Origin of the sequence: Streptomyces sp. NPDC096132, assembly GCF_044763345.1 — a bacterium.
Classification (GTDB): Bacteria; Actinomycetota; Actinomycetes; order Streptomycetales; family Streptomycetaceae; genus Streptomyces.
In genome coordinates this window covers 95,500-110,161 of the sequence record NZ_JBIWGA010000013.1, presented here as the reverse complement: position 1 = coordinate 110,161, position 14,662 = coordinate 95,500, and the positions used below count along the sequence as shown (strand labels likewise).

Genomic DNA, 14,662 nt, shown 5'->3' with positions numbered 1-14,662 from the left:
GGGAATGTTTGTAACACGCAGCCCGTTGACTACTCACGTAGCAAGCAATCCTCCAGGAGGATGACCAGACGAAGGGAGAAGCCCGTGCGCTTCGAAATCATGCGACTCGACGACGTCGACGGCACGCCCGTGGACAGCACCGTCGTGGACGCCGCCTCCGTCAACCGGATCGTTCAGGACGCCGCCGCCATCGGGCAGCGGCTGTGGATCCGTCCGGCCGAGACCACGGCCTCGTAACAGGATCCCCTGTAGAAGCCCCCAGAGCCCCGTACGGCAACGACGCCCGTACGGGGCTCTGTGCGTGCGGGGCTCCGCGAGCGGTCAGCTCCCCCGGATCACCTGGGTGATCCCGTTGATGATCTGCTGCACGGCGATCGCGGAGAGCATCATGCCCGCGAGCCGTGTCACCAGGACCACGCCGCCGTCCTTGATGACCCGGATGATCAGCAGCGAGTACCGCATCACCAGCCACAGCACGACATGGATGGCGAGGATCGCCGCCCACACCGACACCTGCGTGGCGACGCTGTCGGCCCGCTGCACGGCCAGGATGACGGAGACGATCGCACCGGGACCGGCCAGCAGCGGCATGCCCAGCGGGACCAGCGCCACATTGACGTCCTTGGTCTGCTTGGGCTCGTCGGTCTTGCCGGTGAGCAGGTCGAGCGCGATCAGCAGGAGCAGCAGCCCGCCCGCGATCATCAGCGCGGGCACGGAGACGTGCAGATAGTCGAGGATCTGGTGACCCAGGAGCCCGAAGACGGCGATGACACCAGCCGCCACGCAGACGGCCTGGAAGGCCATCCGCTTCTGCACCTTGACGGGGCGTCCCGAGGTGAGGGCGAGGAAGATCGGGGTGATCCCAGGGGGATCCATGATGACAAAAAGGGTGAGGAAGAGAGAGCCGAAGACGGCGACGTCGAACATCAGTGCAGAGGCCTTGCGGAAAGAAAGTGCGGATGGGCGAGCCGAGGTGAGCCTCAGGCCCCGCCGGTCCCCGGTACCGGGAACGCCCCGGTGGCGCGCCGGGTGATCTCCCCGTACACCTCGGGGTCGGTCGTGTACTCGCCGAGCACGCACGTCTTGCGGCTGCCGTGGTAGTCCGAGGAGCCGGTCACCAGCAGCCCCAGTTCCTTCGCCAGCCCGCGCAGCCGCGCCCGCGTGTCCTCGTCGTGGTCCATGTGGTCGACCTCGATGCCGTCGAGGCCGGCGGCGGCCATCTCGGCGATCGCGGACTCGGGGACCGTACGGCCGCGCTTGCTGGCGCCCGGGTGCGCGAAGACGGTGACCCCGCCCGCGCCCTTGACCAGCCGGATCGCCTCGAACGGGTCCGTCTCGTGCTTCTCGACGAAGGCCCGGCCGCCGTCGGCCAGCCAGTCCTGAGTGAAGGCGTCGCTCACGGTCGGTACGACACCGAGCTCGACGAGCGCGGTCGCGACGTGCGGCCGCCCCACGGAACCGTCGCCCGCGATCCGTGCGACCTGCTCCCAGGTGACGGGCACACCGAGCTCCTGGAGCTTGGCGATCATGCCCTGCGCCCGCGGCACCCGATCGTCGCGCACCAGCTCACGCTCGGCGAGCAGCGCGGGCTCCTCCGGGTCGAAGAGGTAGGCCAGCATGTGCATGGAGACGCCGTCGATACGGCAGGACAGCTCGGCGCCGGTGACCAGGGTGAGCCCCCGCGGCAGCGCGGCGACGGCCTCGGCGTACCCACGAGTGGTGTCGTGATCGGTCAGCGCGACGACGTCCAGCCCGGAGCCGGCAGCATTGCGCACCAGCTCAGCGGGGGTGTCCGTACCGTCGGAAGCCGTGGAGTGGCAGTGCAGATCGATACGCACGACACGGACTCCAAGGCGGGTGGGGACGGAAGAGACGCTTCAGCATACCGTCAATTCGAACACCGGATGTCACACCCGAAATCAAGGTTCACCCCCTACACCCAGAGCGAAGACGCACCCCCTACGGCTTGAGCAAGCGCGGCGAAAGCGCCCCGCACGGCACCAACTCCACCTCCGCCCCCGCATCCCGCAGATCCGTCAGCACCAGCTCGTCGTACAGCAGCAACCCCGCCTGCTCGGGCCAGACCACCGCCCACAGCCACACCCCCTGCGCCTCTCCGGCGAAGACCGCCCGATCGTCCGGGGTGGCGGAGACATGCCAGAGCGGGGTCGGGCGGCCGGCGGCCAGCACCTTGGCCTGCGGGGGTTTCTCGACGCTCAGGTACGGCCCCGGATCCGGCCCGTCGACCCCCGCGTACCGCGCGCCGAGACCGACCCCGAGCTCCTCCGCGACCAGGATCAGCTCACCGACCCCACCCAGCGGCCCGGGCCCCGAGCAAGCGACGGCGGTGGCACGGCCACCGCTGCGGTCGTCACCGGCGTACGTCACGCCCGTGAACAACCACCCGACCGGCAGGGGCCACGGCATCCACACGGGCACCTGCGTGCGGTGCACCACGACACTGAGGGCCTCGACGCTGGGCGGGATCACGGGCTGCAGCGGATGCACCGTCCCGTGCACATCGCACTGCCAGGAGTCGGAGAAGAGTCCGGGAGCCCTGACCCGGCCACCACACTTCGGGCAACTGGGTTCGCCCCTCATAGGGCCCCACGGTCCTACCCGAGCAGGCCCACGTCAAGGACGATCACCCGTCCGGACGGAAACGGCCCCCGAAGACGGGATTAGATGTAGGTTGCATTAATTAGCCGACCTAACTTACTGTGTGTATATGCCAACCAATAACAGCCTTCTGCACCAGCCGGGGGCCGTCTGGGCGACCGCCGGCGCCTCGGTGGTCGCCTTCATGGGCATCGGCCTGGTCGACCCGATCCTGCCGTCCATCGCCCAGGGCCTCGACGCCACACCCAGCCAGGTCTCCCTGCTCTTCACCTCGTACTTCCTGATCACCGCGTTCGCCATGCTGGTGACCGGCTTCGTCTCCAGCCGCATCGGCGGCCGCAGGACCCTGCTGCTCGGCCTCGCCCTCGTGGTCGTCTTCGCGGGCCTCGCGGGCACCTCCGGCTCGGTCGCCGAACTCGTCGGCTTCCGCGCCGGCTGGGGCCTCGGCAACGCCCTCTTCGTCTCGACGGCCCTCGCGGTCATCGTCGGCGCGGCGGCGGGAGGCAGCGCCGCCGCGATCCTGCTGTACGAGTCCGCCCTCGGCCTCGGCATGGCCTGCGGCCCCCTGCTGGGCGCACTGCTCGGCGACGCCAGCTGGCGGTACCCCTTCTTCGGCACCGCGTTCCTGATGGCGGTCGGATTCCTGTGCATCACGGTGTTCCTGAGGGAACAGCCGAAGCCGGCCCGGAAGACCTCACTGCTCGACCCGGTCAAGGCGCTCGGTCACGGCGGCCTCGCCTCCGCCGCCGCCTCGGCGTTCTTCTACAACTACACGTTCTTCACCGTGCTGGCCTTCACCCCGTTCGTGCTGGACATGACCCCCTACAAGTCGGGGGCGGTGTTCTTCGCGTGGGGTGTGCTGCTCGCCGTCTTCTCGGTGGTCGTGGCGCCCCGGCTGCAGGAGCGGTTCGGCTCGCTGAAGGTGCTCGGCGGCTCCCTGGTGCTGCTCGCGGCCGACGTGCTGATCCTCGGCTACGGCGACCACACCACGGCGATCGTCTGCACGGTCCTGTCCGGCGCGTTCATCGGCGTGAACAACACCGTCTACACCGAGTTGGCGCTGGGCGTGTCGGACGCCCCGCGTCCGGTGGCGAGCGCGGGCTACAACTTCGTGCGCTGGTTCGCGGCGGCGGCCGCGCCCTACTTCGCGCCGAAGATCGAGGAGTGGACCGACGTCCACGTCCCGTTCGCGGTCGCGGCGGTCACGGCGCTCGTCGGTGCGGCCGTGGTCGTCGTACGGCGGAAGGCACTTGCGCTCCCCCACTCTCGGCTTCGCTCGAGCGGGGGGACCCCCATGGCGGCGGAACCGGCTCCGCAGCACGCGACCGAGGACGGTGTGGCGGTCTTTGCCAACTGACGGTTTTCGGCCACCGGTTGGTGACCTTCCTCACGAAGCGTCAGTCGAGCGGAACGGACCTGCGGGCGGGATCCCGGAGGTCCGTCCCGTTCGTCAGCCAGCGCTCCTGGAGTGCCTGGGCACCGTGCACACGCTTCCAGGCCGCCTCGTTCGGGGTCATGGGCAGCAGGGGCAGGAAGCGCACCGGGTCGAGGGGCTCGTCCAGCTCCAGGTCCTCCACCAGTCCGCCCGGCTCGGCGACCAGGACCGAGGTGAACGGGGCGCCGGGCCACAGCGGTTCACCCACCTCGAGGGAGGCTCCGGGCGCCACGACCACGCCCTCGACCTGCGGGGACGCGGCGAGCACGGCGAGCGGGCGGAGCACCTTGTCGGTCTCGGCGAGCCCGCCCCGTACGGAGATGACCAGCTCGGCGCGCGGGCCCTTGACCGGGTCGGCGAGCACCGCGGTGGGGTCCGTCATCGGCTGCGCGGACATGCCGAGGGTGGCGTAGCGGACGATGTCGCCCTCGTGGAAACGGAGCACCTCGATGCGGTCCGTGCCCAGGAAGGTGACGGCCGCGCGGGCGTCCGGCTCACCCAGCGCCGTACGCAACCGGGCCTCGACGAGAGGAAGAACATCAGCCATGTCGCGAGCATAGAACTCGTCAGTACCGGGCAAAGCAGCGCCTTGACACTTCAGGCGGCTGATATTCTGGGCCGGTCGTTCGGGGCAGCACGCAGAAGCGTCGCGATCTTGCTCCGACGCCGAAGGGACTCCCTTACGAGGGACCGGCTGGAGGAGGTGGGGCTGTCATGGATCGAAGTCACCCGTGCAGTACCACTCGCTCTTCCGGCTGCTGACGCAGCTCCTCTGGTTTCGGCCGACCGCCGCCTTTCCTGTTCGCGTCTTCACGCGGAAGAGCACTTCGTTTCGTTTTGCCTGATCTGTCTGATCTGAATCAGCAGCGAACCCGCCACCGCGACGGTGCGGTGCTCCCCGCTTTGTGGACGTGCCAAACATCCGAAGCAGGACGTCCCCATTCCGGGTAGTTCCACCCGTCACCACGGCCTTTCGTTGCCCGACGCGAAGGAGCCCTGCCATGTCGATGATCCGCGACCTGCGTGCCGTGGTCCGTCCCGCCCGCCCCTCCCTGCTCAAGGGCGGCGTCCGCAAGGGCGGTGTCCGGGTGGACACCGGCGTGTACGACACCACCCGGGACCCCGCGATGCCGTCGGCCGTCGTCGACTGCGCCGTCTACCGCGACGGCGCCCGGGTGCCGTTCACGCAGCCGCTGACCCCGCAGGAGGCCATGCGTCAGGTCCGGCGCGACGGCGGCTTCGTGTGGATCGGGCTGCACGAGCCGACCGAGGCGGAATTCGCCGGTATCGCGAGCGAGTTCGGGCTGCACCCGCTGGCCGTGGAGGACGCGGTGCAGGCGCACCAGCGCCCCAAGCTGGAGCGCTACGACGACTCCCTCTTCACCGTCTTCAAGACGATCCACTACGTCGAGCACGACCGGCTGACCGCCAACAGCGAGGTCGTGGAGACCGGTGAGGTCATGTGCTTCACCGGCAAGGACTTCTTCATCACCGTCCGGCACGGCGGCCAGGGCTCCCTGCGCGCGCTGCGCCACCGCCTCCAGGACGACCCGGAGCTGCTCGCCAAGGGTCCCTCGGCGGTGCTGCACGCCATCGCCGACCACGTCGTCGACGGCTACATCGCGGTCGCGGACGCCGTGCAGGACGACATCGACGAGGTCGAGACCGAGGTGTTCTCGCCGGGCCGCAAGGGCACCCCGCGCGGCACCGACGCCGGCCGGATCTACCAGCTCAAGCGTGAGGTGCTGGAGTTCAAGCGGGCCGTCTCCCCGCTGCTGCGGCCGATGCAGCTGCTGAGCGAGCGGCCGATGCGGCTGGTCGACCCCGACATCCAGAAGTACTTCCGGGACGTCGCCGACCACCTCGCCCGCGTCCAGGAGCAGGTCCTCGGCTTCGACGAACTGCTCAACTCGATCCTCCAGGCCAACCTCGCGCAGGCGTCCGTCGCGCAGAACGAGGACATGCGCAAGATCACGTCCTGGGCGGCCATCATCGCCGTACCGACGATGGTCTGCGGCGTCTACGGCATGAACTTCGACTACATGCCGGAACTGCACTGGAAGTTCGGCTACCCGGTCGTCATGACGGTCATGGTCGGCATGTGTGTCGGCATCCACCGCACGCTGAAGCGCAACGGCTGGCTGTGACCGCCCCCGGGCAGGCCCTGACTAGGCTGGGTGCCATGACAAGCGAGCTGCTCGACCAGGCCCTCGTCGAGGAGGCCACCAAGAAGTCCGGCCTCATCTGGGTCAAGGGTGCCGGCGAGGCGGCCGCGCGTGCCCTGTGGCACGCCTGGCACGAGGGCGCGGCCTGTGTGGTCGGCGACGGGCCGGGCGAGCAGCCGCTGCCGGGGCTCGTCGAGGGCGGCTCGGCCGAGGTCACCGTACGCAGCAAGGACAAGGGCGGCCGGCTGGTCTCCTGGACGGCGAGGATCGTCCGGCTCACGCCCGGCACGCCGGAGTGGGACGCGGCCGTCGCCGAACTGAAGGGCAAACGGCTCAACGCGCACGACGGCGAGGCGATGCCGCAGCGATGGGCGCGCGAGTGCACGGTGCTCCGCCTGGAGCCCTCGGGGGCGACCCTGCCGCTGCCCGACGGCGATCTGGCGGCTCGGCCCGTGCCGTCCCCCGCCACCACCCGTGAGCCGATCCCGTCCGGACTGCCGAAGCTGCTGCTGAGGAGACGGCGGGGGTAATCAGGACGTCGGCAGCTGCTTGCCGTAGTCCACCGTCTCGCCTTTCGCCGGCTCGTCCAGGGCGAAGTCCTTGCCCCACGAGGAGAAGGTCAGGGCGCCCGCGCCGCCGCCGCGCACCAGGCGCAGCGGGTACGGCTCGCCCTCCAGGGAGACGTCCAGCGTGCCGCCGTCGCCGCCGTCCCCGGTGATGCGGATGGTGCGCGTGCCGGACTGCTCGTGGTGCCCGTCCGTCTTCACCGAACCGTGCAGGGTCAGCAGACCGTCGAGGAGGAGGTCCTTGTCCGTGAAGACACTGAACTTCTTGTACGAGGGGTCTCCGGTCGGCACCTTCACGTACTTGCCGTCGAGCTTGTCCGCGGCCGCCGTGTCGGAGCCGGACTTGCCGTCCTCGTGCTTCCAGAACGCCGCGTCGGCCTTCAGGTACAGCTGCTCGCCGACCCGCAGCAGGTGGAAGCTGACCCCGTCCGAGGTGACCGACCCGGTGCCGCCCTCGTCCTTCAGGCGCATGTCGAGCTTGTACGTACGGCCGCTGGTGACCACGCTCCCGGACAGCTTCACCGCGTCCACGGAACCGGCGGCGGTCTTCGTCTTCGCCTGGATCTGGGCGGCGGGCAGCTTGCCCACCCCGTTCGTCCCCGCGTCCGGATCCTCGCTGCACCCCGCTCCCAGACCCACGACCAGTGCGCACACGGCGCTCACCAGCGCGGCCCGGCGGGTACGGCCCTGGGGAATCGCAGTCACAGAGACGGCTGCCTTTCTGCGGGGGTGTGCTGAGCGGCGTACGGCAGCGTACCGGGGTCTCGGGGTGCCGTCGGAACGGGTCCGTCCGGAGCGCTCACCAGGGCGTATCCGATCGGGACGGGCTAGCCTGAAGCCCGCAGGAGCGGGCAATTCGGAAGGCGATTCGGAAAACGAAACCAGCGGTACCGCAGGACGCAGCAGGAAGCCGAGCAGGAAGCAAGGAATCACAGCCATGGCAGCCGGTGCCCCCCGGATCTTCGTCTCGCACCTCGCCGGTGTCCCGGTCTTCGACCCCAACGGCGACCAGGTGGGCCGCGTGCGCGACCTGGTAGTCATGCTCCGCGTCGGCCGCCGTCCCCCACGCCTGCTCGGACTGGTCGTCGAACTGTCCACCCGGCGCCGCATCTTCCTGCCCATGACCCGGGTCACCGGCGTCGAGTCCGGCCAGGTCATCACGACCGGTGTGCTCAACGTCCGCCGCTTCGAACAACGGCCCACCGAGCGGCTGGTCTTCGGGGAACTGCTCGACCGGCGCGTCACGCTCGTCGAGACCGGCGAGGAGGTCACCGTCCTCGACGTGGCCGTACAGCAGCTGCCGGCCCGCCGGGACTGGGAGATCACCCGGGTCTTCGTCCGCAAGGGGAAGAAGGCCGGCGCCTTCCGGCGGGCCAAGGGCGAGACCCTGACCGTGGAGTGGTCGGCGGTCACCGGGTTCTCGCTGGAGGAGCACGGGCAGGGCGCGGAGAGCCTACTGGCCACCTTCGAACAGCTGCGCCCCGCCGACCTAGCCAACGTGCTGCACCACCTCTCCCCCAAGCGGCGCGCCGAGGTCGCCGCCGCCCTCGACGACGACCGGCTCGCCGACGTCCTGGAGGAGCTCCCGGAGGACGACCAGATCGAGATCCTCGGCAAGCTGAAGGAGGAGCGCGCGGCGGACGTCCTGGAGGCGATGGACCCCGACGACGCGGCCGACCTGCTCGCCGAACTGCCCGAGGCGGACAAGGAGCGGCTGCTGAGCCTGATGCAGCCCGACGACGCGGCCGACATGCGGCGCCTGATGTCCTACGAGGAGCACACGGCGGGCGGTCTGATGACCACCGAGCCGATCATCCTGCGCCCGGACTCCACCGTCGCCGACGCCCTCGCCCGCGTCCGCAACCCCGACCTCTCCCCCGCGCTCGCCGCCCAGGTCTACGTCTGCCGCCCGCCCGACGAGACACCCACCGGCAAGTACCTCGGCACGGTCCACTTCCAGCGGCTGCTGCGCGAACCGCCGCCCACCCTCGTCAGCGCCGTCCTCGACGACGACCTGCAGGCCCTCGCCCCGGACGCGGCGCTGCCGGTCGTCGCCGGGTTCTTCGCGACGTACGACATGGTCGCGGCACCCGTCGTCGACGAGGCGGGGTCGCTGCTCGGCGCGGTGACCGTGGACGACGTCCTGGACCACATGCTGCCGGAGGACTGGCGGGAGACGGAGTTCCACCTCGACGAGGGGGAGGAGGTGACTCCGCATGTCTCCTGAGCGCGAGAGCACACGCGAGCGCACGCCCTCCGGCGCGACCGCCACCACGCGCCCGCGCGCCCGGCTCGACCAGCCGCGTCCGCCCCGGCGCCGGCTGCTGCCCGAGTGGGACCCCGAGGCGTTCGGGCGGCTGTCGGAGCGCATCGCCCGCTTCCTCGGCACCGGACGGTTCATCGTCTGGATGACGGTCGTCATCATCGTGTGGGTGCTGTGGAACATCTTCGCCCCGCACGACCTGCGCTTCGACAACTACCCGTTCATCTTCCTGACCCTGATGCTGTCCCTCCAGGCCTCCTACGCGGCCCCGCTGATCCTCCTCGCGCAGAACCGGCAGGACGACCGCGACCGGGTCAACCTCGAGCAGGACCGCAAGCAGAACGAGCGGTCGATCGCGGACACCGAGTACCTCACACGGGAGGTCGCCGCCCTGCGCATGGGCCTGGGCGAGGTCGCCACCCGGGACTGGATCCGCAACGAGCTGCAGGACATGCTCAAGGAACTGGACGACCGGCGGGACGGGCACGGCGCCCACGGCAGCCACGGCCATGTCGTATTCCCGGCAGATCACCCTCGGGGACGTGACGCAGACGACCGCTGAGGGGCTGGGCGGAGGCCCCCGTGGGCGCCGTACCATCGTCCTTATGGCTAGCGAAGACGCGGTGCGCGAGGCACTGGCGACGGTGAACGACCCCGAGATCAACCGCCCCATCACCGAACTCGGGATGGTCAAGTCGTTGGAGATCGGCGCGGACGGAGCGGTCGCGGTCACCGTGTACCTGACGGTCTCCGGCTGCCCGATGCGCGAGACGATCACGCAGCGCGTGACCGAGGCGGTCTCCCGGGTCGAGGGCGTCACCCGTGTCGACGTCACGCTCGACGTGATGAGCGACGAGCAGCGCAAGGAGCTGGCGAACGCCCTGCGCGGCGGCCAGGCCGAGCGCGAGGTCCCCTTCGCCAAGCCCGGCAACCTCACCCGCGTGTACGCGGTCGCGTCCGGCAAGGGCGGCGTCGGCAAGTCCTCGGTGACCGTCAACCTGGCGGCGGCGATGGCGGCCGACGGCCTCAAGGTGGGCGTGGTCGACGCCGACATCTACGGCCACTCCGTGCCCCGCATGCTGGGCGCCGACGGCCGTCCCACCCAGGTCGAGAACATGATCATGCCGCCGTCGGCGAACGGCGTGAAGGTCATCTCCATCGGCATGTTCACCCCGGGCAACGCCCCGGTCGTCTGGCGCGGCCCGATGCTGCACCGCGCGCTGCAGCAGTTCCTCGCGGACGTGTACTGGGGCGACCTGGACGTCCTGCTCCTGGACCTCCCGCCCGGCACGGGCGACATCGCGATCTCGGTGGCCCAGCTCGTCCCGAACGCGGAGATCCTGGTCGTGACGACCCCGCAGCAGGCGGCGGCCGAGGTGGCCGAGCGCGCGGGCGCCATCGCGGTCCAGACGCACCAGAAGATCGTCGGCGTGGTCGAGAACATGTCCGGCCTGCCCTGCCCGCACTGCGGCGAGATGGTCGACGTGTTCGGCACGGGCGGCGGCCAGACGGTGGCCGACGGTCTGACGCGCACGACGGGCGCGTCCGTCCCGGTCCTCGGCAGCATTCCGATCGACGTCCGCCTGCGCGAGGGCGGCGACGAGGGCAAGCCGGTCGTCCTGACCGACCCGGACTCGCCGGCGGGCTCGGCCCTGCGGGCCATCGCGGGCAAGCTGGGCGGACGCCAGCGCGGCCTCTCGGGGCTGTCGCTGGGCATCACCCCGAAGAACAAGTTCTAGAAGAACACGTTCTGGCGGAACAGGTTCGGCGTTACGCCCCTGGGGTGCCCTCCGCCGGGAGGGCACCCTTTGTGCTGCCGGAGTGCTACCGGTCGTACTCCGCGATGTCCTTGACCACGGAGAAGCCGAGCCCGTACGCGCTCATGCCCCGTCCGTACGCCCCCAGATGCACCCCCTGCTCGGTGGAGCCGGCCAGCACCCAGCCGAACTCCGACTCCCGGTAGTGGAAGGGCGTCGGCACACCGTCGACCGGCAGGGACAGGATCGACCAGTCCGGACCGGACAGATCGTCGGCCAGCACCCACGCCGTCTCGGTCTGCTGGTCCAGCCAGTCGTCACGCAGGCTGTGGTCCATCTGGCCCGGCCAGGTGAACGACAGCAGACCCACCCCCGCCAGCCAGGCCGCCGAGGACACCGAGGTGGCCTCCAGCAGGCCGGTGCCGTCCGCGCTGCGCCGCACCGGGTTCGCGGCGACGGTCACGACCACCGCGAACCTCCCGCGGTCCTCGCCCGCCGTCTCGTGCCGTACCGACGGTTCGTCACCGTGTCCGATGGAACCGTGCTCGACGGCCCCGTCGGCCGCCGTACCCACCTGCATCAGCCAGCGCGGCCCCGAGAAGGCCTCGTCGAGGCCGTACCAGGGGAAGGGCGCCTCAAAGTAGCCGTCGACCGTGCGCCGGGCGGAGGGGGCCTGTTGTCCACCCTCCGCGGCCGGCGCCTGTTCGACTGCCCGACTCGTCGTCTCCATGTGCCCGGACGCCTCCTCGCTCTCGACGGAGTGGTCCGGCCCGCCCCCCTTCGGGCGTACTCGTCCGCTCCGCACAACAACCAGGCAGCATAGCCACCCCGTCACGGGGGACGGTGAAGCCGCCCGGCGCGCAGGTCGCGCGGGGCGGCTCAGGGTCGTCCGGAAGGGGGCTCCGGGGGCGCTCAGGCGCGGTCGGTTCCGGCTGCTTCGCTCAGGTGGCGTCCGCGTCGAAGGGCGGGCGGTCGTCCTTGCCCGGCTCCTCGGGCTTCTTCGTCATGTCGATGGACCCGCCGCCGGAGGACGAGCCCGTGTCACGGCTGTGGACGGCGTCGGTGACCTCCGCCATCTCCTTCTTCAGGTCGAAGCCGTTGCGGATCTCCTTCAGCCCCAGTTCGTCGTTGTCCAGCTGCTTGCGGATGAACGTCTTGGGGTTGAGGTCCTCGAACTCGAAGTCCTTGAACTCCGGGCCGAGTTCCTGCCGGATGTCCTGCTTGGCGCTCTCCGAGAACTCACGGATCTTCCGGACGGTGCGCATCACGTCCGAGATGACCTTCGGGAGCTTGTCCGGACCGAAGACGAGAACGGCGAGGACGATGATCGTCACCACCTCGAGCGGTCCTATGTCATTGAACACCTGAAGCTCCTTGCGATGTCCGCGGTCCTCGGCCCTCGGTGGTCAGGTCAGGTCTTCCGTGGTCCGGGCCGGGTCCACGGTACCTGTCGCACGTGTCCGACCGGTACCGTCCCGCCGTGTCCGAGTGGGTCGACGCAGCCGGTTTTTCGCGTTGTTTGCCTTGTCGGACGGTGTTTCGAGGTCCGATCTGTGAGGTTTCTGTCAATCGCTGTGGGGTTCCGCGCCCGGCGGCCGCTCAGTCGCCTCCGGCGGAGCCCAGAACGAGGGAGAGCGTACGTTCCTCGCCATCGCGTTCGATGGTCAGTTCCAGGCGGTCGCCGGGGCGGTGGGCGCGGGTTTTGACGATCAGTTCGTCCCCGGAGTGGATGCGGGTGCCGTCGACCTCGGTGATCACGTCCCCGGCCTTGATGCCGGCCAGGTCGCCGGGGCCGCCGGGGGTCACCGGGGTGCCGCCGTCGCCGCCCTTGGTGCTCACCCGGGCGCCGTCGCCGGCGTAGTCCAGGTCGAGGGTGACGCCGATGACGGGATGGGTGGCCTTGCCGGTGTTGATCAGTTCCTCGGCGACGCGCTTGCCCTGGTTGACGGGGATGGCGAAGCCGAGGCCGATCGAGCCCGCCGCGCCGCCGTCCTGTGCGGAGCCGTCCTCGGCGGACCTGATGGCGGAGTTGATGCCGATGACCCGGCCCCGGGAGTCGAGCAGCGGCCCGCCGGAGTTGCCGGGGTTGATGGGGGCGTCGGTCTGCAACGCGTCCACGTACGACACATCGCTCCCGTCGCCGCTCTCGCCGCCGGCCGTGATGGGGCGTTCCTTGGCGCTGATGATGCCGGAGGTGACGGTGCCTTCCAGGTCGAAGGGGGCGCCGATGGCGACGACCGGGTCGCCGACCTGGACGTTGTCGGAGTTGCCGAGGGGGAGCGGCTTGAGCCCACTGACACCGCTGACCTTGACGACGGCGAGGTCGTAGCCGCTGTCCCGGCCGACGACCTCCGCCTCGGCGGTCTGGCCCCCGTTGAAGACGACGGTTATCTCTCCGTCACTTCCGGCGGGCTCGACCACGTGGTTGTTGGTGAGGATGTGGCCACGCGTGTCGAGCACGAACCCGGTCCCGGTACCCGACTCCTCACTGCCGCTGACATGCAGCGTGACGACACTGGGCAGGGCGCGCGCCGCGATCCCGGCGACGCTGTCCGCGGCCCGACCGGTCGGCTCCGCGGACGCCTGCGGCAGCTCCACCCGGTCGAACCCGCCGTTGCGCTCCAGCTGGGCCCCCACGACCCCACCGAGCACCCCGGAGGCCAACGCCAGGGCCAACGCACCCCCCACCATCCGCTTCCGCACCTCCCTCCGCCGCTCCCCCTCGCTGAGAACAGCACCCCCGGTCTGCTGAAGCGGACCGACGGGGACGGGGGCCCAGGGGTCGTAGCGCTGCCAGGGGTCGGTGGGCGGCATGGGGGCTGTGGGGGTGGTGAGGGACGCGGGGGTGAGGGTGGGATCCGGTGCCGGAGTCGGGAAGGGCCCGGGGGTGGGAGTCGGTGCCGGGGGCGGGAGGGGCCCGGGGGTGGGGGGCGGTGCCGGGGGCGGGAGGGGCCCGGGGGTGGGAGTCGGTGCCGGGGGCGGGAGGGGCCCGGGGGTGGGGGGCGATGCCGGGGGCGGGAGGGGCCCGGGGGTGGGGGGCGATGCCGAGGTCGGGAGGGGCGTGATGGTGGGATCCAGTGCCGCGGGCGAAGCCGGTGGCACGGGCGAGTCGGTGCTGGTGTGGGCGAGGGGTGGTGTGGCGGTGCCGGGGGCAGGGGCCGGGGGCGGAAATGCCGCCGCGGCCGTAGGCGGGACGCCGGGGGCCGGCGGCTGGACCGAGGTGCCAGGGGCGGTGGGCGGGAGGACTGGCGCGGCAGGCGGGGGCGGGGACTGTACCGCTGCCCCCTGCGTGACGGTGACCGCCGGGTGCTGGACGGGCGGCGCGGGGGCCCAGGGCCCCGGCTGGCCGTACGGCGGGGTGCTGTACGGGTCGGGGTCGTGCAGGGGCTTGGGAGGCTCGTCGGCCACGACGACCGGGGGCAGGACCTCGGACGCGGCCTCAGCGGGCGTCTCCGAAGCCTCCGGAACGGGGAGAGCGGCGACCGAAGCCGCAGGCTCGGGAAACTCGACGGCTCCGAAGGCGTCGGCGGACTCAGGGGACCCGGCATGGCCGGATGAATCCGCGAGCTCGGGTGAAGGCGTGGCCCGGCTCAGCGGGCGGCTCAGTTCGTAGTCACCGTCGGCGCCGACCTGGCCGGGGTCAGCGGCGCCGGCACCGGTCTCGGCACCGGCACCGGCACCCGTGCCCGTGGCAGGTCGGGCCAGTTCGAAGTCGCCCTCGGTGGGTGTGTCCGGATCCCCCGGCCCCGACGGTGTCCCCGGTCGGGGCCGGCTCCACCACTTCGCCTTCGTGGGCTTCCCCTCGTCCATGCTCTCCCCACCGTCGGACCGGGTCACGGCCGGGCGAACCCCGCCTT

General features: G+C 70.7%; 15 protein-coding genes. 7 read left to right on the top strand and 8 right to left on the bottom strand.

Translation table 11 applies throughout. The annotated features are described in order from the left end of the window. Nucleotides 1-84: 84 nt before the first annotated feature. Nucleotides 85-237: a hypothetical protein gene (locus ACIRF9_RS28890; RefSeq protein WP_403827947.1), complete on the top strand. Its 153-nt coding sequence runs from the start codon at nt 85-87 to the stop codon at nt 235-237. An 84-nt stretch (nt 238-321) separates the two neighbouring features. On the opposite strand, the gene ACIRF9_RS28885 is transcribed toward ACIRF9_RS28890, so the two are convergent. From ACIRF9_RS28885 to ACIRF9_RS28875, 3 genes are all read right to left on the bottom strand, one after another. Continuing rightward, a complete protein-coding gene (locus ACIRF9_RS28885; RefSeq protein WP_403827945.1) occupies nt 322-927 on the bottom strand; it encodes a MarC family protein in 606 nt (201 codons plus the stop codon). A gap of 53 nt (nt 928-980) precedes the next feature. Beyond that, nucleotides 981-1,838, bottom strand: a complete 858-nt coding sequence (locus tag ACIRF9_RS28880; RefSeq protein WP_403827943.1) for a PHP domain-containing protein — start codon at nt 1,836-1,838, stop codon at nt 981-983. A 121-nt stretch (nt 1,839-1,959) separates the two neighbouring features. After that, nucleotides 1,960-2,601, bottom strand: a complete 642-nt coding sequence (locus ACIRF9_RS28875; protein WP_403827941.1) for a DUF6758 family protein — start codon at nt 2,599-2,601, stop codon at nt 1,960-1,962. Nucleotides 2,602-2,728: 127 nt separating this feature from the next. Between ACIRF9_RS28875 and ACIRF9_RS28870 the strand changes: the two genes are divergently transcribed. Beyond that, nucleotides 2,729-3,976: an MFS transporter gene (locus ACIRF9_RS28870; protein ID WP_403827939.1), complete on the top strand. Its 1,248-nt coding sequence runs from the start codon at nt 2,729-2,731 to the stop codon at nt 3,974-3,976. 40 nt (nt 3,977-4,016) lie between these two features. Here ACIRF9_RS28870 and ACIRF9_RS28865 read toward each other — a convergent pair whose 3' ends face one another. Further along, on the bottom strand, nt 4,017-4,601 hold the full coding sequence (locus tag ACIRF9_RS28865; RefSeq protein ID WP_403827937.1) for a suppressor of fused domain protein: 585 nt from the start codon (nt 4,599-4,601) through the stop codon (nt 4,017-4,019). A gap of 454 nt (nt 4,602-5,055) precedes the next feature. Here ACIRF9_RS28865 and ACIRF9_RS28860 point away from each other — a divergent pair, with 454 nt between their 5' ends. Both ACIRF9_RS28860 and ACIRF9_RS28855 read left to right on the top strand, forming a co-directional pair. Next, complete coding sequence (locus tag ACIRF9_RS28860; protein WP_403827935.1) at nt 5,056-6,201, top strand: magnesium and cobalt transport protein CorA; 1,146 nt, start codon at nt 5,056-5,058, stop codon at nt 6,199-6,201. A 35-nt stretch (nt 6,202-6,236) separates the two neighbouring features. Continuing rightward, nucleotides 6,237-6,749 carry a hypothetical protein gene (locus ACIRF9_RS28855; protein ID WP_403827933.1) on the top strand — a complete coding sequence of 171 codons (513 nt, stop codon included), beginning with the start codon at nt 6,237-6,239 and terminating at the stop codon, nt 6,747-6,749. Here ACIRF9_RS28855 and ACIRF9_RS28850 read toward each other — a convergent pair whose 3' ends face one another. After that, entirely contained in the window at nt 6,750-7,490 is a 741-nt protein-coding gene (locus ACIRF9_RS28850; RefSeq protein WP_403827931.1) for a hypothetical protein, read from the bottom strand. A gap of 232 nt (nt 7,491-7,722) precedes the next feature. Between ACIRF9_RS28850 and ACIRF9_RS28845 the strand changes: the two genes are divergently transcribed. From ACIRF9_RS28845 to ACIRF9_RS28835, 3 genes are read left to right on the top strand one after another with little or no spacing between them, the layout of a single operon-like run. Then, nucleotides 7,723-9,012, top strand: a complete 1,290-nt coding sequence (locus tag ACIRF9_RS28845; protein WP_403827929.1) for a magnesium transporter MgtE N-terminal domain-containing protein — start codon at nt 7,723-7,725, stop codon at nt 9,010-9,012. Further along, complete coding sequence (locus ACIRF9_RS28840; RefSeq protein ID WP_403827927.1) at nt 9,002-9,610, top strand: DUF1003 domain-containing protein; 609 nt, start codon at nt 9,002-9,004, stop codon at nt 9,608-9,610. The genes ACIRF9_RS28845 and ACIRF9_RS28840 overlap by 11 nt, the downstream gene beginning before the upstream one ends. 43 nt (nt 9,611-9,653) lie before the next feature. Then, nucleotides 9,654-10,787, top strand: a complete 1,134-nt coding sequence (locus ACIRF9_RS28835; RefSeq protein ID WP_403827925.1) for an Mrp/NBP35 family ATP-binding protein — start codon at nt 9,654-9,656, stop codon at nt 10,785-10,787. An 85-nt stretch (nt 10,788-10,872) separates the two neighbouring features. On the opposite strand, the gene ACIRF9_RS28830 is transcribed toward ACIRF9_RS28835, so the two are convergent. The 3 genes from ACIRF9_RS28830 to ACIRF9_RS28820 form a co-directional block, all read right to left on the bottom strand. Further along, nucleotides 10,873-11,535 (bottom strand): hypothetical protein, encoded by a 663-nt coding sequence (locus ACIRF9_RS28830; RefSeq protein WP_403827923.1) that lies wholly within the window; start codon nt 11,533-11,535, stop codon nt 10,873-10,875. A 211-nt stretch (nt 11,536-11,746) separates the two neighbouring features. Next, on the bottom strand, nt 11,747-12,169 hold the full coding sequence (locus tag ACIRF9_RS28825; protein ID WP_403827921.1) for a sec-independent translocase: 423 nt from the start codon (nt 12,167-12,169) through the stop codon (nt 11,747-11,749). Between the two features lie 235 nt (nt 12,170-12,404). Continuing rightward, a complete protein-coding gene (locus tag ACIRF9_RS28820; RefSeq protein ID WP_403828251.1) occupies nt 12,405-14,399 on the bottom strand; it encodes a trypsin-like peptidase domain-containing protein in 1,995 nt (664 codons plus the stop codon). Between the last annotated feature and the right edge of the window lie 263 nt (nt 14,400-14,662).